This window comes from Cytobacillus dafuensis (genome assembly GCF_007995155.1).
GTDB classification, from domain to species: Bacteria; Bacillota; Bacilli; order Bacillales; family Cytobacillaceae; genus Cytobacillus; species Cytobacillus dafuensis.
On record NZ_CP042593.1, the window covers coordinates 3,805,343 to 3,823,041 of the forward strand.

Here is a 17,699-nt window from a genome sequence, read left to right on the forward strand (position 1 = left end):
ATTAGTCCTGCTTATTTTCATTCATTTTTTTATGCATTCCTGCATCATAATTATTTGGATCTTCGCCTTCATATTTGGAAGGGCATTTTGTCTGGACCTTTTCCGCTTCAAATACTCCATCTTCCCTTAAAAAGCCCTCTACAATAACAATCACATCATCAGAAAAATTATCAGGCTTGACTCCTTCGTATCTTATAGGGAGATATTTTGTTTTTCCTTCTTCAAAAATTTCAAATTTCAGCTCAATTTTGTCTGCATTCCATTTAATTGAATCCTCTTTTAATAATCCTTGAGTTAATACATATTCATCTTGGTAAATGTCTTTTTTTGTCATTAATTCCTCGATTGAAACTTCTTTACTACCAGCACTTGGCATTGTTGAAAAAAACATGATCATAATGGCTACTGCTGCAAGTGATAAACCAAACATAATTTTTTTATTTTTAGACATTTTTTATCCTCCTATTTTCTTTAATAATTCTTTGTATTCTTCCTCTGTAATGCTTCCTTCGAGGAGCATCGTTCTTAATCTTGACTTCTTAAGCTCAAATTCATTTACTTTATTCGTTTCATTTTTCTTTACATTTGGTTTCTTCTTCCTTTTTTTAAAAAAAATAACGAGAAGGATCGCTGAAAGTATGCTTATGCCCCCAACAACAGAAATGGTTACTCCTATGGGAAGAGTTTCATTTTTTTTAACTGCTCCTTCTCCATGAGGAGAATTTCCAGCCATTTCTTCCATTAATTCTATTGTTGTCTTCGCTTCTGAACGATTATATTCGAGCTTAAACTCCTTTTCCTCATTAAGCTTCATCCCCTGATATTGATACAAAAACATATTCATCCCGTATCCATTTTCTTGATGCGAATCTGCCGCAGGAGTCAATGTAAAGTTTTCGGTTTTTAATGGTTCTAGAAAAATCACACTTACTAGCCCGATATCAGTGAAGCTTTTAAAATGATAAGACAGTGATTTTTTATCTTCATCTGTTTTAATCTGGTCTGAATAATATTCAATTACAAATTTATAAGCTTCCTGTGGTTGAATATCCTCACTCGTTTCCCAAGAAATGATGCCTGCTTTCTTATCGATTTTATAATCAATTTCATTCATTTCAGATAAGTCACGATTGTAGTCAGCTACAAAGCCAATACGAAAATTCTTTTCATTCACTGGCAGCGGAATTTCAATCTGTCCCTTCTGCGGGTTTTCTGTCGTATTTTTTAAAGTTCCATGATAGCCAATTAACAAGGAAGGAGTTGATTTTTCTTTATCCTTAGGGTGCAAAGCATATTCTGGCATTACTTGTATGTTTAATTCCTCCAGTTTTAAGATTGGGTTTTGTGTTTCAGCAAAGAAATTTCTCGGAAAGCTTAGTACGAGGAAAGCTATCCATATCCAAGACAGAATAATTTTTTTCATTTTTTACACCCTTTCTATTTCACTAAGCCTTTGTTTAAATAACGCATTTAGGGCGTTTCATTTGAAAACTTGACTATTTTGTGAACATTTTCACATTTATTTTTGTAAGAATATTCCAATTTTGATTCGATAGGACCCTATTTGGAAAAAATATTTACCCTACCCTATTTAAACCATTTCAACGAATGTCTATCTGTGATTCAAATCACACTTTTTTCGTTTGTTATTTACCAACTTGTGAACATGAACTAAAATGCAATGTAACAGGAAAACGATCGAAATAATGCGAAACTTTAATCAGTGGAGATCAAATAGTCCTTAAAAATAAATATGGCCCCAATGCACAAAGCATTGGGGCCTTTAAGATTGATTATTCAGGATGAAATTTTGATTTAACTGACTGTCCCTTCATTTCATATTTCTTTTTTGCTTGTTTGACGATATCATAGTCATTTCCAAGCTCTGTATCTTGATTATTGATCCCATTACGGTTTTTCTGTTCTGGGTTTCTCTGCTTCGATCGTTTTTTAGCCAATACCCTCACTCCTTAATGGGGAATATTAATCATTTGGTTTTGGAGCTGCTGCAGTTGCAGCCTCATTCGATGAAGTTGCTCACGCTGTTGGGCATTCGAACTAAGAGCAAGCTTTGATAAGTCATTGTAAGCAGCCTCAAGAGATTGGAGAGCATCTGTATAGCCAAGATCATCATAATGCTGTTGCATCCTTCCTTCTTGCAGCTGATCATTGGCAAATCGTATTGCATCCTCACATTGCTGGATCAAGTTATCCATTGATTCACGGGTTGCCATCAAATCCCCTCCTGATAAAGTGAAACTTCCATCATTGGGGGTTTACTTTCATCCCCCACTGATGGTTAGTTGCGGCCCACACGAAGTGGGTCACGCAGACGTTGCCACACGATGTGGCGCTTTTAGTCTGTGTTCATTTTATAGGGCTTTACGGGCAGTTGATCCCCCACTTAGGTTTCTTTGATTTTCTCGCAACCTTGTAGTGGGGTCTTACTGCCCGTTAATCTGCGATAAAGAATGGGTCTTTTCAGAAGCAAATTGCTTCATCATTAGTTTGTTCATATTTCTTTTTCCTATCTAGACAATTTACTGGCAAATTTAGCTTTGGATTACATTCATACTTCATGATAAGATAAAGTGAAACTTCCATCAGTGGGGGTTTTTTTCATCCCCCACTGATGGTTAGTTGCGGCCCACAGGAAGTGGGTCACGCAGACGTTGCCACACGTTGTGGCGCTTTTAGTCTGTGTTCATTTTACGGGCTTTTACGGGCAGTTGTCCCCCACCTATCTTCCTCGCATCTCTCTCAATCTTGAGGTGGGGGTCTTACTGCCCGTTAATGCGGGATAAAGTGAATCTTCAATCATTGGGGTAGGGATCTTACTGCCCGTTAATCTGCGATAAGTTTTATGCGATATTTTGAAAATAAAAATTGGAGGTATTTGATTTGACTCCAGCAAATCCATTTCCATTTGCGTCTGATGATAAACGCTATCATACATGGAATTATCATTTAAGAAATGAATTCGGTCATAAGGTTTTTAAAGTGGCACTTGATGGCGGATTTGATTGTCCAAACCGTGATGGCACGGTTGCACATGGGGGCTGTACATTTTGCAGTGCAGCCGGCTCGGGAGACTTTGCAGGAAACCGTGCAGATGATCTCGAAACTCAATTTAAAGAGATAAAAGAAAAAATGCATCTAAAATGGAAAGACGGCAAGTATATGGCTTATTTCCAAGCCTTTACGAATACACATGCTCCTGTAGATGTACTAAGAGATATGTATGAAAAAGTTTTAATGCAAGAAGGAGTAGTTGGACTCTCTATTGCCACTAGGCCCGACTGTCTTCCAGATGATGTTGTCGAATATTTAGCTGAACTGAATGAAAAAACGTACTTATGGGTCGAGCTTGGTTTGCAAACCGTCCATGAAAGAACAGCACTGCTTATCAATCGGGCTCATGATTACAAATGCTATGTCGAAGGAATAAATAAGCTTCGGAAGCATGGTATTCGGGTTTGTTCACATATCATAAATGGACTCCCCCTTGAAACACCTGATATGATGATGGAAACGGCAAAAGAGGTTGCTAAGTTAGATGTACAAGGAATTAAGATACATTTACTTCACCTTTTAAAAGGAACACCTATGGTAAAGCAATATGAAAAAGGTTTACTTGAGTTTTTGCCATTTGATCAATATGTAAGCTTAGTTTGTGATCAATTAGAAATTTTACCACCGGAAATAATTATTCATCGGATTACCGGGGATGGTCCAATTGAATTGATGATTGGCCCAATGTGGAGTGTAAATAAATGGGAAGTTCTAAATGGAATAGATGCAGAACTGAAACGTCGAAACAGCTGGCAAGGTAAGTTCTACAAGCAAAGTCAATTGGAGGCAACAACATGAAGCTCGACGGTATCCTGCCTTTTGCACGAAAATTAATTGAAAAAGCCGTAGCGCCTGGTGATATCGTTGTCGATGCTACTTTAGGAAATGGACATGATACATTGTTTCTTGCAAAATTGGTCGGCCATTCAGGTAAAGTGTTCGGATTTGATATTCAGAATGAAGCAGTTGTTAAGACAACAAAACGTCTTGAAGAGCACTTACTTTCTGACCACGTTAATTTATTCCATAGCGGGCATGAACATATTTTAACCAAAATCCCCCCTGAAAATCATGGAAAAATTAAAGCAGCGATATTTAATTTAGGCTATTTGCCAGGCGGCGACAAAACGATTGTAACGATTCCAACAACGACAATTTCAGCTATTGAGCAGCTATTAGAAATAATGGCGCCTGAGGGAATCATTGTGCTTGTCATTTACCATGGTCATGATGAGGGTAAAGTCGAGCGTGATACCCTCCTTCAATATGTAAAACAATTAGACCAGAATAAGTCCCATGTGCTTCAATATCAATTTATTAATCAGCAGAACGACCCGCCCTTTATTATTGCTATTGAAAAGCGTTAAAAGGATAAAGTGAAACTTCCATCAGTGGGGTTTTTCTTTCATCCCCCACCGATGGTTAGTTGAACCAATCGGGCCTTTACGGGCAGTTGATCCCCCACTTAGGTTTCTTTGATTCTCTCGTAACCTTGAAGTGGGAGTCTTACTGCCCGTTAATCTGCGACAAATCGTCCCTTTTGGTTGTGCGATGTTAGTGAAAAATGCCCATTATCGGTTCCATGAACCGATAGTGGACATTATACTTTTGGGCATCCATTTTTGCATTGTCCTGTATGCTCTGCCATTCCAATAAAAGAAATAGCTTACCATTCCTCCCGTTTTTATCATCCCTCTTGCTAGTTTCTTAACATTTTTTTGCTTTCTGACTTTTTCATCTGATAAATAGATGCCTAATAAACCTCGGTTTATCAATTGATGAAAGCGTTTATGAGGGAGGCGGTCGGTATGCTTGTCCGCTTCTACAACAAAATGTCTCAGCCTATCGAATAGCTTTTCTTCATTTTCATAATAAAAGCAAAAATTCAAATCTCCTCCAACACGGTCCTCCTCCTGATCAATAAAATAATCAAGTAAGATATGCAGTCCTTGTATGTAAGGAAAATAACCATTACGAATATTAATAGCATCATCTTGTTGAAAATCGTTTCTCATTGCATACGACACCAAACAGAAAATCCCTAATGTTGATCCAGAACAAGCCGAAAATTCATACCATTCCATGTCAGGAATCTGTTCCTTATTTTCATCGAACCAATCTTGAAGCCGCGGAACACGCTCCTCTACTTTTACGTGCTTATGAATTTGCAAGTCACAATAATAACTGCATAATTCCATTAATTGATCCTTAATTTCTTCGTAATTTCCGAGTTCAGATAGAACTCCCCTGCAGGTCGCAGCAAGATCAGCTAAATAATTTCCATCATCCTGTTCACTTCTTAATCGATAATAATTTTTTGATGTGGCATCTATTGATAATGCATCTGTCATTGACTCATGTAGAGCAGCAAAATCCTCTGGATCTAATGAGGTGCTGCGATCACATAGATTATCTAAGTAATCACTGATGGTTTGGTAGGCAACAATAAATTTTATTGCCTTCCGATAATTATCTTTTGCCATTAATGCCATTATGCTTCCGCCTTCACAATGAAAGGTTTTATGCTTGATGCTTGCCAAAGCTTGTTTTTTAAGCTCTGGATCTGGAATCGCCTCTGCCCTTTTCCTCCAGAAATCTAATTCCTTATGTACGAGAGGCAATACTTTTCTATAAACTTTAGACATTAAACTGATTGGCATGGTAGGAACACCCATGAAACAACTCACTCCTAAACAATATAACCAATTGCCTTTAACTGGCTATTTACGAAATCCTTTGCATATTCAAATACTTCTTCCCTTTCAGGCTCATTAAATATTTCATGATAGCATTTTGGCCATTCTTTAAACCGTTTTTCTGAAAAAGGTGCAAAATTGAACCAGTCATTTACTGTTTTCTTATTAACAATTAAATCCTCTCCTCCTTGCATAACAAGCAGTGGGACATTCTGTATTTTTTCAAGTTCTTCAAAACCGAGCTTAATCGCAGCTATTAGCTCACGGTACCATCTAATCGACACTTTCGTCACATATAAAGTGTCATTCAAGTCAGCATCCCTAACATCTTGATTTCTAGTTGCCATATCAACCGTAAGCCCAGAATTCATTCTTAAGCTTGGGACAATCATGTTTAAGCCAAGAGAAAGCATATCAAGTATTTTGGAATGTCTCTTTATTAAACCAAGACAAGGTGAGGACAGAATAACTCCAGCTAATTTCAATCTTTCCTCTTGCAAAAGACGAATCGAAATCAAGCCTCCCATACTATGCCCTAACAGAAATACAGGAAGTTCAAATTTATAAGCTGCTTGTATCCAATCCTTCACTTCAAAAATATACTCATCAAATGAATCAATATGACCACGCCGTGATCTTGTTGTCATCCCTTGGCCCGGAAGATCGCCCATTATGACATGAAAGCCAGATAAACGCCATTTTTCAATTAGCCAACCATAGCGGCGATGGTGCTCCATTGCACCATGGACCATGACAATGACTGCTTTAGCTTCTCCTTCAGCTTCCCATTTCCACATCATCTATCCTCCTAACCATTTTGTTCAGCGCATTATTATTTTTAGCTCAATAAATTAAATTATAGCGTAGTTATATTATTACTTCACAGGATATACTCTTATTATTTTCTATTTAATTTAAATACTAATCATGAATTAGATAATAACTTGTTGAAATCTTCTATGTTAAAATCGAGTTAAACACTACCAACATTTAAAGGAGAAGAAAAAAATGATTTATCCATATAAAGAAAAGAATCCTCAAATATCCGAGTCAGCATTTATTGCCGATTATGCCACAGTTACAGGTGACGTTGTCATCGGAGATGAATCAAGTGTTTGGTTCAATACTGTGATTAGAGGGGATGTAGCCCCTACGATTATCGGCAATAAGGTTAATATCCAGGATAATTCAGTTCTTCATCAAAGTCCAAATAATCCACTCATACTCGAAGATGAGGTTACAGTCGGTCATCAAGTCATTTTACATAGCTGTGTCATTCGCCGTAAAGCATTAATTGGTATGGGTTCAATCATTCTTGACAATGCTGAAATCGGTGAAGGTGCTTTTATTGGAGCAGGCAGCCTTGTTCCACAAGGTAAAAAAATTCCGCCAAATACGCTCGCGTTTGGCAGACCTGCTAAAGTCATCCGAGAATTAACCTCAGAAGATATTATAGACATGGAAAGAATAAGCAGGGAATACGCTGAAAAAGGACAGTACTACAAATCATTGCAAAAAGAAAAGCAATAGAGCTATCTAACTATTGAGGAACGCTTGTAAAGGAAGCGTTCCTTTATCTTTGATGATCTCTTATGAAGACTGGTTTCGCTAATTATTCCCGATTTTAGGCTTCTTTACTTTCCAAAATTATTTTGATGTATTTTACCTAATAAAATGTTATCCCATTTCCATCATGGAAAAACTTTAAAAAGAATATTCTTAATGATTAGCTTCATTTAATAATATGGTTTCCAATTCTCTTGAATAATCTTTTTCAATAAAAACTGTGTACCACACCATAAACATTAACACCGTCCAAATTTTCCTGCTATTATCTACCTTGTCACAGCAGTGGTCATCAAGCAGCTTATATAAATGATCTTTTATAAACAAATGATCTGTGTTACTTTCGCGAATTGTTTGTTTTGCCCAATCATACATTTCATCTTTTAGCCAATATCGAATTGGGACAGGGAATCCAAGTTTTTTTCGATGTAAGACGTGATCTGGAACAATCCCTGCCATCGCTTTTCGTAAAATATATTTAGTTGTACCTTTCGCAACTTTAAGACTGCTTGGTATTTGAGAGGCAAGGTCAAATACTGCTTTATCTAAAAAAGGCACCCTAAGCTCAAGGGAATGAGCCATTGTCATTTTATCTGCTTTTAATAAAATATCTCCCCGCATCCACGTATGGATATCAATATACTGCATTCGGTTAATTGCATCATATTTAAGGCTTTCTTTATAATAAGGGGACGTAATGCTGGTGAAATGTATGCTTTTCTTATACCGCTTGTAGAACTTGCATTTCTCTAATTCTGAAAATATTTTTGCGTTTCCAATATATCTATCCTCTATAGGTGTAACCCCACGCTCAATAAAACTTTTTCCTTTCATTCCATCAGGCAGCATTTTTGTGATGGCACTCAAGAATTTTTTTATTAAGATAGGAAAATAATTAAAAATCTTTAGAGAGTGCACTTCATGATATATATTATAGCCGCCGAATAATTCGTCAGCTCCTTCGCCAGATAAAACTACCTTTACATGCTTCTTTGCTTCCTTCGCAACAAAATAAAGCGGGACACAAGCCGGATCTGCAAGGGGATCATCCATATGCCACATAATGTTTGGCAGCTCATTCATAAACTCTTCAGGTGTAATATTAATGCTGATATTATCAATTCCAAGCCAATCTGCAGTTCCCTTAGCGACATCCACCTCACTGAACCCATTTCGCTCAAATCCAACAGAAAAAGTTTTTATATTTGGATGATATTCTTTTGCGATCGAAGCAATAATAGTGGAATCGATGCCACCTGAAAGAAAGGATCCGATCGGGACATCACCTCGCATGTGCAATTTTACCGAGTCAAATAAAACAGCTCTTATTTCATGTATAAAAGCCGATTCTTGTTTCTGTACAGGCTGAAAAACAGCTTTCCAATAACGATTCAGTTCCATTGGAGAGCCGATTCTCTTCGTAAAATAATAACCTGGTTCAAGCTTTTTTATCCCATTCGTCATAGTATCCGGCTCTGGAACGAATTGATAGGTTAAGTAGTGCTGCAAGGAGCACTCATTCAACACATCATTACGAAGCTCAGCTAAAATGCTTTTCTTTTCAGAAGCAAAGAAGGTAACCTTCTCGCTTTCGTGATAGAAAAATGGTTTTATTCCGAATGGATCTCTCGCCCCAAACAGAATTTTCTCTTGCTTATCCCAGATAACAAATGCAAACATTCCTCTCAGCTTTTCCACTGTTTTTTCTTTTATTAAGCTATATAAAGCGATAATGACCTCTGTGTCAGAACTAGTTATAAATGTTAGCCCATTTTCTGTTAACTCTTTTCGCAATTCTACATAATTATAAATTTCCCCATTATAAATAATCCAATAGCGTTCGTTCTCATATGAAAGAGGCTGTTGCCCATGTTCAATATCAATAATACTTAATCGCCTAAACCCGAATTGAACATATTCATCGAAATAATAGCCTGCCTCATCAGGTCCGCGATGAATCATGAGATTATTCATTTGAAAAAGCAGCTGTTTATCCGTATCGCCTTGACCCTGATCCTGTACATATCCAATAAAGCCACACATTCTTTTTTCACCCATTCTAATTCTTTTTTTAGTCTATGTTAAACTTCCTTGTTGATTTCCGCTGCAGGCGTTCGCTTTCCGCGGGCGGTCGGGGAGCCTCCTCGTCGCTAACGCTCCTGCGGGGTCACCCCTGGACACGCATTTCCCACAGGACATTGAATAAGCTTTGAATAATCACCGCACGAAGGAAATGCGTTAGCATTTTCGAGGAGCTCACGCCTTCCGCTACAATCAACAACAAAATAGCATTTTCAATACTCAGCTTTAACACAGACTTTTTTTATGTATTTTTATAATAGATTTTTGAAGATGAATGGTGTCATGGTTGGATTCTTTGGTTAATTAAAGGTGAATGTAATAGCGGGAACTTTGTGAGGAATTGAGCAGTGTTTTTTCCTAATCATCTATTCAAATGCTTTCAATCATAAGACGAATAAAAAAAAGCGGAAGTTACATTTTGTATGTAACTCCCGCTTTTTTCTTATTATTTCAAAGCTTCTGCACGTAATGCATCTGCTTTATCTGTACGTTCCCAAGGAAGATCAATATCTGTGCGTCCGAAATGACCGTAAGCAGCAGTTTGCTTATAAATCGGACGGCGTAAGTTAAGCATATTAATGATACCAGCTGGGCGAAGATCGAAGTTTTTGCGAACTAGGTCAACAAGTACATCCTCTTCTACTTTGCCTGTTCCGAAAGTATCGACAGAAATAGATACCGGCTGTGCAACACCAATAGCGTAGGCAAGCTGAACTTCAACTTTATCAGCTAGACCAGCTGCTACGATATTTTTCGCAACGTAGCGGGCAGCATAAGCAGCAGAACGGTCAACCTTTGTAGGATCCTTACCAGAGAATGCGCCACCGCCATGACGAGCGTAACCGCCGTAAGTGTCAACGATGATTTTGCGGCCAGTTAAGCCAGCATCCCCTTGAGGTCCGCCAATAACGAAACGGCCTGTTGGGTTAATGAAGTATTTTGTATTCTCATCAATTAGTTCTTGTGGAACAACTGGGTTAATGACATGCTCTTTAAGATTTCGCTGAATTTGCTCTAAGCTAATTTCAGGGTGGTGCTGAGTAGAAATAACGATTGTATCAATACGAACAGGCTTGTTATTTTCATCATATTCAACCGTTACTTGAGTTTTTCCGTCAGGACGAAGATAAGGAAGAATCTCCTCTTTACGTACTTCTGTCAAGCGACGTGATAATTTATGTGCTAGAGAAATAGGAAGTGGCATAAGCTCTTTTGTTTCATTACAAGCATATCCGAACATTAAACCTTGGTCTCCAGCGCCAATTGCTTCGATTTCTTCATCACTCATTTTACCTTCACGAGCTTCTAAAGCTTGGTCCACTCCCATTGCAATATCTGCTGATTGCTCATCAATAGAAGTTAAAACCGCACAAGTTTCTGAATCAAAGCCGTATTTTGCACGAGTATAACCGATTTCTTTTACTGTTTCACGTACAATTTTTGGAATATCTACATATGTAGATGTAGTAATTTCACCTGCAACTAATACAAGTCCAGTTGTCACAGACGTTTCTGCAGCAACACGAGCATTCGCATCCTTCGCTAAAATTGCATCTAAAATTGCATCAGAAATTTGGTCACAAATTTTATCCGGATGACCTTCAGTAACTGATTCAGAAGTGAACAAACGACGTTTTGTTGACATTCTGATATTCCTCCTTATATATAAAATAATCGAGATTGCTTTTTGAGGATATTCAAAAAAGTCCGGGAAAAATAGCTGTCGAATTTCTTCGTCGCTCTGTCTCTCCGGTCCTCATGTATTAATTTCATACACTCCGGTCCTCGCGACTATCGCTCCTCGAACTTCTCGGCTCTTTTTGTTCTCCTTTTTGAACTTTTATTATCATCATAAGCAAACTCAGTTTGATACGGAACTCATTCCCTAAATAGTATGAAATAAATTTGGAGTTTTTATTAAGCGCTTTTTAAGTGCCTTCCATCAAAATGCAAAATAAAAAACCTTTCCATCCATGTGAAAAGGTTGAAGCAAATCGATTCGCGCCTTTCACTCTTATCGTTCAAGGAATCAATCCTTGCGTCAGGTTAGCACCTTTGCTATTAAAGAACATTAGCAGGTTGCTGGGCTTCATTGGGCCTGTCCCTCCGCCAGCTCGGGATAAGAGAGTATCCGTTCAAGGTTAAATCATAAGGAAATAATGAAAAAATGTCAATAAAATTCTTACGTTCATTTGGTGTTTTTTCAAATAGATGCGCATTATAATGAACAACTGCCATTATCACAATTTTTCCTAAGAATTTTATGTCTATTCTTTGCTATCCATTTATAGATAAAAGTTCCTAAAATCGACATTCCTGGGATATACAGAATAGCTCCAATAACCACCGTAGCAGGAAAAATCGTGAGCAAATACCTTACAGCATAAAAACCAGTAAGAACTTTTCTACCAGAAGTAATTATATGAAGTTCTGTACGTAAACTGTTATAATCAAACGGGATGGCCTGATCTCTTTTTTCGTATTCCTGCAACGAAACCCAGTCAACCTTATGAAGCCAATCAAATTTTTTAAAAATTCGTTTCGTTTCCTTGCATAAGGAGCATGTTTTATCGTACAATGCTATCGTTTTCATGTAATCATTCCTAATTTCAACATTAATACTTTAAAGTTTAACACATTTATCCTAATTTAATGTTTTCTTCAAAAAAGATATTAATACTGTGCAAGAGAAAAAAATTCATGAATAGTATAGACTAATCATCTTAATGTGTTATACTATTTATAATTGAAATCACTATCAAAATAATACTGTATAAAGGAAGGTATTTATCAGATGAATTCTGTTAGCATTCCGAATAAGTTAAACGCTTTATTAAAAGGAAATAATGTTCAGGTACAACTATCCGTTCCTCAGCTTGCGGAAAAGGTATTAAATCGTAAAGAAGGCTCACTTACATCAACCGGTGCTGTTTGTGCAACTACCGGAAAATATACAGGTCGTTCCCCTAAAGATAAATACATTGTAGAAGAAGCGTCTACGAAAGATAAAGTGGATTGGGGCAGTGTAAATCAACCCATTTCAGAAGAAGTTTTTTCTAACCTTTATGAGAAGGTATTAAACTACTTACAAGATAAAGATGAAGTGTTTGTCTTCAAAGGATTTGCAGGTGCTGATAAAAAACATCGCCTTCCAATTCAAGTTATTAATGAGTATGCATGGCATAACCTATTTGCACACCAAATGTTCATTCGTCCAACAGATGAAGAATTATTAGATCATCACGCAGAGTTTACTGTTATTTCTGCTCCAAACTTTAAAGCAGATCCAGCAGTTGATGGTACTGCTTCTGAAACATTTATTATTGTATCATTCGAACGCCGTACAGTACTAATTGGCGGAACAGAATATGCTGGAGAAATTAAGAAATCCATCTTCTCCGTTATGAACTATTTACTTCCGCAAAATGGTATTTTACCAATGCACTGTTCATCCAATGTAGGACTTGAAGGTGATGTTGCTTTATTCTTCGGTCTTTCTGGAACTGGTAAAACAACTTTATCAGCTGATCCAAATCGCCGCTTAATTGGTGATGATGAGCATGGCTGGTCACCAAATGGTGTATTTAATATCGAAGGCGGCTGCTATGCGAAGTGCATTAACTTAACTCGTGAGAAAGAACCACAAATTTTTGATGCCATCCGTTTTGGTTCAGTACTAGAAAATGTGGTTATTAATTCTGAGTCTCGTGTAGCCGATTATGATGATAACACACTTACAGAAAATACGCGTGCGGCATATCCGCTTCAAGCGATTGATAATATTGTTGACCCTAGCATCGCCGGTCATCCTAATACAATTGTATTCTTAACAGCTGATGCATTCGGAGTATTGCCTCCAATTGCAAAATTATCGAAAGAGCAAGCAATGTACCATTTCTTAAGCGGCTATACATCTAAGCTAGCTGGTACAGAGCGTGGAATTACTTCACCACAAGCAACATTCTCAACTTGCTTTGGTTCACCATTCCTACCGCTTCCTGCAACTGAGTATGCAGAAATGCTTGGTAAGAAAATCGACGAGCATAACGCAAAAGTATTCTTAGTGAATACAGGCTGGACTGGCGGCGAATACGGTGTTGGTAACCGCATGAAGCTTCCTTACACTCGTGCTATGATACAATCTGCTTTAGAAGGCGAACTAAATAATGTAGAGACAGTTAAAGATGAAATCTTTGGATTAAACATTCCTCTACATGTACCTGGTGTACCTGATGAAGTGCTTCAACCAAACAAAACATGGGCAGATCAATCTGCTTATGAAGCAAAGGCAAAAGAATTAGCTTCTAAGTTCCGTGAAAACTTTAAGAAATTCGCAAACGTCCCTGCTGAAATTGAAGAAAAGGGCGGACCGGTTGCTTAATATTTTATGATTGAAAAAGGGTGTCCGATTGGGCACCCTTTTCGTTTTTTTTACATTATGGTTCCGCTTTTTTAACCTCAACAATGGCTGAATGATCTAATATCTTCAACCGATATTTTCCGCTTTTCCTTAAGGTTAATTCACCTGTATACATTGATCCATTTTGCATTGTATCTGCTCTAATAAAATCCATTTTATCTTTGAAAATAAAAACCTCTTTCTTTTTATCCTCAAGATTAAATGACTCCACTTCAATTTGTTCAGGCAGATTAGAGCCAGTAATATCTAGAGAGACATCTTTGTAATGTCCAATTTGCAAATCTTCTTGTGATATTAAGAGCGTCGAATCTCCAACTTGTACATAGGGCTCTTTTACATAAATCGAAAACGTTGCATATTCCTTTCCTTCAAGCATGAATTTTAAATTCCAGTTGCCTGAATGAGGAAAAACCTTAAAACTTGTTACAGCATGTGCCGTGGCATCATATGGACTTGAACTCAATATAAGATTATTTGTCATTTCAAGCTCAAGGCCTGTATCAGTATGAATGCCTATGATTTGTAATTTTTTATTTAAAAGATTTTCCTTTTCCCCCCATAAAAAGATCAATAATTTGCCTACACCCCTATAATCCTCTGCAACCCATTCGGGAGGGCTTAAGATACTGACTTTATTAGGTATGCCAAAGTTATATTCTGCACGAGTTGGATTTCCGCTTTCATCTATTAAAGGAAAATGAACAGCACTGACTGCCATAGGAATTAAATTCCCGGGTTGATTGGCTTTTTCCCCTTTTAGATTTTCTAAAAGCAATATTGGTGCAATAATCAAAATAGCAAGTATGGCACAGATAGCCCCAGCTTTTCTCCAATAAAAGTTTACTTTTTTATTATTTTCCTTATTCGCTCTAATTGCCATCATCACTTTATCCCGCTGATCACCCGTTAATTCATAATCAGGGAAGTTTCGCATTTTCTCTAGCAGCTGTTTATCTGAAAGATGGGTCACCTTGCACAGCCTCCTTCATAAGAAAATTTAGCTTTTTTGTCGCGCGATAAAAGTTCACGTTTACTTTGTTTGTTGTCCATCCAAGCACCTCTGCTGTCTCCGCTGCTGAAAGCTCCGCAATCCCCCGAAGAAGCACGACATCCCGGTAATTTGCTTTTAATTGATTAATAGCTTTATATAATTGAACCAATTCCGATTTTTGGACGATGCTTTCATCTATTTGAATAGAATCTATGGTACTTTGCTTTAATAATTTTTCTTTTAGGTTTTTCCATGCTGTTCTTTTTCGATAGTAATCAATTGCTGAATTTCGAGCGATTGAAATAAGCCATGTTTTCGGATTAGAATCATATCTAAATCGTTCATAGGATAGATACGCTCTTAAAAAGGTGTCTTGCACAAGATCTTCGACATCTTTAGATCCCGTATAGTAAACGAGGTATCTTGTTATCTCTTTTTCGTAATGATAAAACCATTGTTCAATTTGCCGGCCAGCTTCCATTTTCTTTCCTCCTTTCTGTTATACATAAGACGGAATAGAAAAGTTTTAATTACAATATTTGAAAAATTTGATTCGAGGTATGTAAGAGGTGTTTATTTTCGAAAATTACGACTATTATTTCAGTTATAATTAAATGCACCTAAACAGATATTTAGGCGCATTATTATCATATTTTCTATCTGATATGTAATCATTGTCTGATTATTATCCATTACTACTTTTTTAATCACTTTGCGATTTCATCCAAGCAGTTAAATCTTTAACCACCCTTCGATTTATAGCGGGTGGAAAATAGTGTGTGAAGTTTTCAAAGTACCAGCTTTCTACTTTTTTATCAAGCGTTTTCAACCTTTTCTCAAGTCGGTATGCATGTTCTATTGAGACATTTTCATCCTTTTCACCGTGAATAATTAACGTCGGTGCCTGTATGTTTTCTAAGTAAAAAAGAGGAGTGCGATATTCATATCGCTCAGGAAATTTAGTTGGAGTGCCTCCAATAACCCGCTTCATCATCTTACGTAAATCGTGTCGTTCTACATAGGTAAGAAACATATCACTTACTCCGCCCCATGTGACAAGCGATTTCGCATCAGGAAATTGAATGGCTGTTAATAAAGACATAACCCCTCCTCTTGAAAAACCAAAAATATGTACACCCTTTATACGCGGATGTGATCGCAAAAGCATGTAGGCAGAAAAGGCGTCCTCTCTATCTTCTCCTGCAAAGTCCTCATTGCCCTCTCCCCCTTGATTCCCTCGATAAAATGGGGCAAACACAATAAATCCTTCAGAAGCAAATTGAATGATACGGCCAGGTCTTACCTGCCCTACGTTTTTGATCCCTCCGCGCAAATATAAAAATCCATCATAAATTCGATCATCTTTTGGTTCAGCAAGAAGTCCCTTTACTTTTAATCCATTTACTTCATAAGTTACAATGGATAATTCAATATTTGGATGGGGGGATGGAAATCTCTGTTTACTTAACAATCAGTATCATCTCCTTTTTAGAAACTGGCGGATATTTTGCCGAATGTGGCGGATATCTTACTGAAACTGGCGGATATTTTAGCGAAAGTAGCGGATATCCTACTAAAAGTGGCGGATATTCGAAAATTTTTAACTGAGCTCTTTTGGAGAACAAGCTGATTTATTGAAAATCTGACCGATATTTCGTTAATCTGACCGATATCCCCTAAAACTAGCCGATATCTCAAAATCTAACACCATTTTTTTCTAGCTCAATTCTCTCAAATAAAAATTTTATATAGGCATTCACACATTTTTGGCACACTCATACGATAATGTAGGCTTTAAAGCTTATTATTTGTTTTTTTAAGGAGGGCTTTTGAATGAAAAAATGGCTAAAGATTAGTTTTTCTCTCCTGCTCATTTCAATACTTATTATACCATTGGCAGCCTGTGGCAAAGATGAGGTTAAAAATGTACGGATTGGTGAAGTAACTCGATCTATCTTTTACGCTCCGCAATATGTCGCAATTGAGAAAGGCTTTTTTAAAGAGGAAGGGCTTAATGTGACGCTAACAACAACAGCTGGTGGAGATAAAACAATGACTGCACTTCTATCCGATAGCATCGATGTAGCCCTTGTAGGCTCGGAAACATCAATATATGTCTCTGCACAAGGCTCCAATGATCCAGTCATCAATTTCGCCCAGTTAACGCAAACAGACGGAACCTTCCTTGTTTCACGTACCAAAATTGATAATTTCTCATGGGATCAGCTAAAGGGAAAAACCTTCCTTGGTCAGCGCAAAGGCGGAATGCCGCAAATGGCCGGTGAATTTGTACTGAAAAAACACGGAATTGACCCTCATAAAGATTTAAATCTGATTCAAAATGTTGATTTTGCCAATATCGCACCTGCATTTGCTTCAGGTACAGGTGAATTTGTTCAGCTTTTCGAACCAACTGCAAGCGTTTTTGAGAAAGAAGGCAAAGGATATATCGTCGCTTCCTTTGGTACGGAATCTGGGCATATTCCATATACTACCTTTATGACTAAGGAGAGCTTTATAAAAGAAAATAATGATACTGTGGAAAAATTCACGAAAGCAATTTATAAAGCGCAGCAATGGGTCGATTCCCACAGCGCAAAAGAAACGGCAGAGGTTATAAAAGGATTCTTCGAAAACACAGACCTCGATCTTATTGAAACGGTTGTGGATCGCTATAAAAGCCAAGGATCCTTTGCAACAGATCCAATCCTAGATAATGAAGAATGGGATAATCTGCAAAACATTATGGATAAAGCCGGGGAACTTCCTAAGCGTGTTGAGTATAAAACCCTTGTCAACACAGATATTGCTAAAAGTGTCATGAAAAAATAAATTGGATAGTGTCATGAATAAACCTTTTAAGAGGAGGGCT

17 protein-coding genes and 1 riboswitch are annotated in these 17,699 nt (G+C 37.4%); of the genes, 5 read left to right on the forward strand and 12 right to left on the reverse strand.

Features of this window, described 5'->3' with window-relative positions; genetic code table 11:
• Nucleotide 1: 1 nt before the first annotated feature.
• The 4 genes from FSZ17_RS18140 to FSZ17_RS18155 all read right to left on the reverse strand — a co-directional run bounded on the left by FSZ17_RS18140 (nucleotide 2) and on the right by FSZ17_RS18155 (nucleotide 2,234).
• The gene (locus tag FSZ17_RS18140) at nucleotides 2-451 is read right to left on the reverse strand and encodes a cytochrome c maturation protein CcmE (RefSeq protein WP_057772250.1); all 450 of its coding nucleotides are present in this window, start codon (nucleotides 449-451) and stop codon (nucleotides 2-4) included.
• A 3-nt stretch (nucleotides 452-454) separates the two neighbouring features.
• The gene (locus tag FSZ17_RS18145) at nucleotides 455-1,423 is read right to left on the reverse strand and encodes a hypothetical protein (RefSeq protein ID WP_057772252.1); all 969 of its coding nucleotides are present in this window, start codon (nucleotides 1,421-1,423) and stop codon (nucleotides 455-457) included.
• Between the two features lie 370 nt (nucleotides 1,424-1,793).
• Complete coding sequence (locus FSZ17_RS18150) at nucleotides 1,794-1,958, reverse strand: hypothetical protein (RefSeq protein WP_057772254.1); 165 nt, start codon at nucleotides 1,956-1,958, stop codon at nucleotides 1,794-1,796.
• Nucleotides 1,959-1,970: 12 nt separating this feature from the next.
• Nucleotides 1,971-2,234 carry a YtzC family protein gene (locus tag FSZ17_RS18155; RefSeq protein WP_057772256.1) on the reverse strand — a complete coding sequence of 88 codons (264 nt, stop codon included), beginning with the start codon at nucleotides 2,232-2,234 and terminating at the stop codon, nucleotides 1,971-1,973.
• A 667-nt stretch (nucleotides 2,235-2,901) separates the two neighbouring features.
• Here FSZ17_RS18155 and FSZ17_RS18160 point away from each other — a divergent pair.
• Nucleotides 2,902-3,870, forward strand: a complete 969-nt coding sequence (locus FSZ17_RS18160) for a tRNA modification radical SAM protein MnmL/YtqA (RefSeq protein WP_057772258.1) — start codon at nucleotides 2,902-2,904, stop codon at nucleotides 3,868-3,870.
• Nucleotides 3,867-4,439, forward strand: a complete 573-nt coding sequence (locus FSZ17_RS18165) for a tRNA 5-(aminomethyl)-2-thiouridylate-methyltransferase MnmM (RefSeq protein ID WP_057772260.1) — start codon at nucleotides 3,867-3,869, stop codon at nucleotides 4,437-4,439. The genes FSZ17_RS18160 and FSZ17_RS18165 overlap by 4 nt, the downstream gene beginning before the upstream one ends.
• Before the next feature lie 204 nt (nucleotides 4,440-4,643).
• On the opposite strand, the gene FSZ17_RS18170 is transcribed toward FSZ17_RS18165, so the two are convergent.
• The gene (locus tag FSZ17_RS18170) at nucleotides 4,644-5,747 is read right to left on the reverse strand and encodes a tetraprenyl-beta-curcumene synthase family protein (protein ID WP_057772262.1); all 1,104 of its coding nucleotides are present in this window, start codon (nucleotides 5,745-5,747) and stop codon (nucleotides 4,644-4,646) included.
• A gap of 14 nt (nucleotides 5,748-5,761) precedes the next feature.
• Nucleotides 5,762-6,565 (reverse strand): alpha/beta hydrolase, encoded by an 804-nt coding sequence (locus FSZ17_RS18175; protein ID WP_057772264.1) that lies wholly within the window; start codon nucleotides 6,563-6,565, stop codon nucleotides 5,762-5,764.
• Between the two features lie 211 nt (nucleotides 6,566-6,776).
• Between FSZ17_RS18175 and FSZ17_RS18180 the strand changes: the two genes are divergently transcribed.
• Nucleotides 6,777-7,298, forward strand: a complete 522-nt coding sequence (locus FSZ17_RS18180) for a gamma carbonic anhydrase (protein ID WP_057772266.1) — start codon at nucleotides 6,777-6,779, stop codon at nucleotides 7,296-7,298.
• A gap of 189 nt (nucleotides 7,299-7,487) precedes the next feature.
• Here the strand turns inward: FSZ17_RS18180 and asnB are convergent, their stop codons facing one another.
• The 3 genes from asnB to FSZ17_RS18195 form a co-directional block, all read right to left on the reverse strand.
• On the reverse strand, nucleotides 7,488-9,377 hold the full coding sequence (gene asnB / locus FSZ17_RS18185; RefSeq protein WP_057772361.1) for an asparagine synthase (glutamine-hydrolyzing): 1,890 nt from the start codon (nucleotides 9,375-9,377) through the stop codon (nucleotides 7,488-7,490).
• A gap of 484 nt (nucleotides 9,378-9,861) precedes the next feature.
• Complete coding sequence (gene metK / locus FSZ17_RS18190) at nucleotides 9,862-11,061, reverse strand: methionine adenosyltransferase (RefSeq protein ID WP_057772268.1); 1,200 nt, start codon at nucleotides 11,059-11,061, stop codon at nucleotides 9,862-9,864.
• Nucleotides 11,062-11,427: 366 nt separating this feature from the next.
• Nucleotides 11,428-11,542: riboswitch (SAM riboswitch) on the reverse strand.
• 92 nt (nucleotides 11,543-11,634) lie between these two features.
• The gene (locus tag FSZ17_RS18195; RefSeq protein WP_057772270.1) at nucleotides 11,635-12,009 is read right to left on the reverse strand and encodes a thiol-disulfide oxidoreductase DCC family protein; all 375 of its coding nucleotides are present in this window, start codon (nucleotides 12,007-12,009) and stop codon (nucleotides 11,635-11,637) included.
• 201 nt (nucleotides 12,010-12,210) lie between these two features.
• Between FSZ17_RS18195 and pckA the strand changes: the two genes are divergently transcribed.
• Nucleotides 12,211-13,797 carry a phosphoenolpyruvate carboxykinase (ATP) gene (gene pckA / locus FSZ17_RS18200; RefSeq protein WP_057772272.1) on the forward strand — a complete coding sequence of 529 codons (1,587 nt, stop codon included), beginning with the start codon at nucleotides 12,211-12,213 and terminating at the stop codon, nucleotides 13,795-13,797.
• A gap of 55 nt (nucleotides 13,798-13,852) precedes the next feature.
• On the opposite strand, the gene FSZ17_RS18205 is transcribed toward pckA, so the two are convergent.
• From FSZ17_RS18205 to FSZ17_RS18215, 3 genes are all read right to left on the reverse strand, one after another.
• Nucleotides 13,853-14,806: a hypothetical protein gene (locus FSZ17_RS18205; RefSeq protein ID WP_057772274.1), complete on the reverse strand. Its 954-nt coding sequence runs from the start codon at nucleotides 14,804-14,806 to the stop codon at nucleotides 13,853-13,855.
• Entirely contained in the window at nucleotides 14,787-15,308 is a 522-nt protein-coding gene (locus tag FSZ17_RS18210; RefSeq protein ID WP_057772276.1) for an RNA polymerase sigma factor, read from the reverse strand. The genes FSZ17_RS18205 and FSZ17_RS18210 overlap by 20 nt, the downstream gene beginning before the upstream one ends.
• 222 nt (nucleotides 15,309-15,530) lie before the next feature.
• Nucleotides 15,531-16,298, reverse strand: a complete 768-nt coding sequence (locus FSZ17_RS18215; protein ID WP_057772278.1) for an alpha/beta hydrolase family protein — start codon at nucleotides 16,296-16,298, stop codon at nucleotides 15,531-15,533.
• Nucleotides 16,299-16,660: 362 nt separating this feature from the next.
• Here FSZ17_RS18215 and FSZ17_RS18220 point away from each other — a divergent pair, with 362 nt between their 5' ends.
• Nucleotides 16,661-17,659 (forward strand): ABC transporter substrate-binding protein, encoded by a 999-nt coding sequence (locus FSZ17_RS18220; protein ID WP_057772280.1) that lies wholly within the window; start codon nucleotides 16,661-16,663, stop codon nucleotides 17,657-17,659.
• Nucleotides 17,660-17,699: the final 40 nt, after the last annotated feature.

Coding starts and splice junctions, on each gene's coding strand:
- asnB (WP_057772361.1), bottom strand. CDS start 9,377: ATGTGTGGCTTTATTGGATATGTACAGGATCAGGGTCAAGGCGATACG.
- FSZ17_RS18220 (WP_057772280.1), top strand. CDS start 16,661: ATGAAAAAATGGCTAAAGATTAGTTTTTCTCTCCTGCTCATTTCAATA.
- FSZ17_RS18145 (WP_057772252.1), bottom strand. CDS start 1,423: ATGAAAAAAATTATTCTGTCTTGGATATGGATAGCTTTCCTCGTACTA.
- FSZ17_RS18140 (WP_057772250.1), bottom strand. CDS start 451: ATGTCTAAAAATAAAAAAATTATGTTTGGTTTATCACTTGCAGCAGTA.
- FSZ17_RS18170 (WP_057772262.1), bottom strand. CDS start 5,747: ATGGGTGTTCCTACCATGCCAATCAGTTTAATGTCTAAAGTTTATAGA.
- pckA (WP_057772272.1), top strand. CDS start 12,211: ATGAATTCTGTTAGCATTCCGAATAAGTTAAACGCTTTATTAAAAGGA.
- FSZ17_RS18155 (WP_057772256.1), bottom strand. CDS start 2,234: ATGGCAACCCGTGAATCAATGGATAACTTGATCCAGCAATGTGAGGAT.
- FSZ17_RS18165 (WP_057772260.1), top strand. CDS start 3,867: ATGAAGCTCGACGGTATCCTGCCTTTTGCACGAAAATTAATTGAAAAA.
- FSZ17_RS18175 (WP_057772264.1), bottom strand. CDS start 6,565: ATGTGGAAATGGGAAGCTGAAGGAGAAGCTAAAGCAGTCATTGTCATG.
- FSZ17_RS18210 (WP_057772276.1), bottom strand. CDS start 15,308: ATGGAAGCTGGCCGGCAAATTGAACAATGGTTTTATCATTACGAAAAA.
- metK (WP_057772268.1), bottom strand. CDS start 11,061: ATGTCAACAAAACGTCGTTTGTTCACTTCTGAATCAGTTACTGAAGGT.
- FSZ17_RS18180 (WP_057772266.1), top strand. CDS start 6,777: ATGATTTATCCATATAAAGAAAAGAATCCTCAAATATCCGAGTCAGCA.
- FSZ17_RS18195 (WP_057772270.1), bottom strand. CDS start 12,009: ATGAAAACGATAGCATTGTACGATAAAACATGCTCCTTATGCAAGGAA.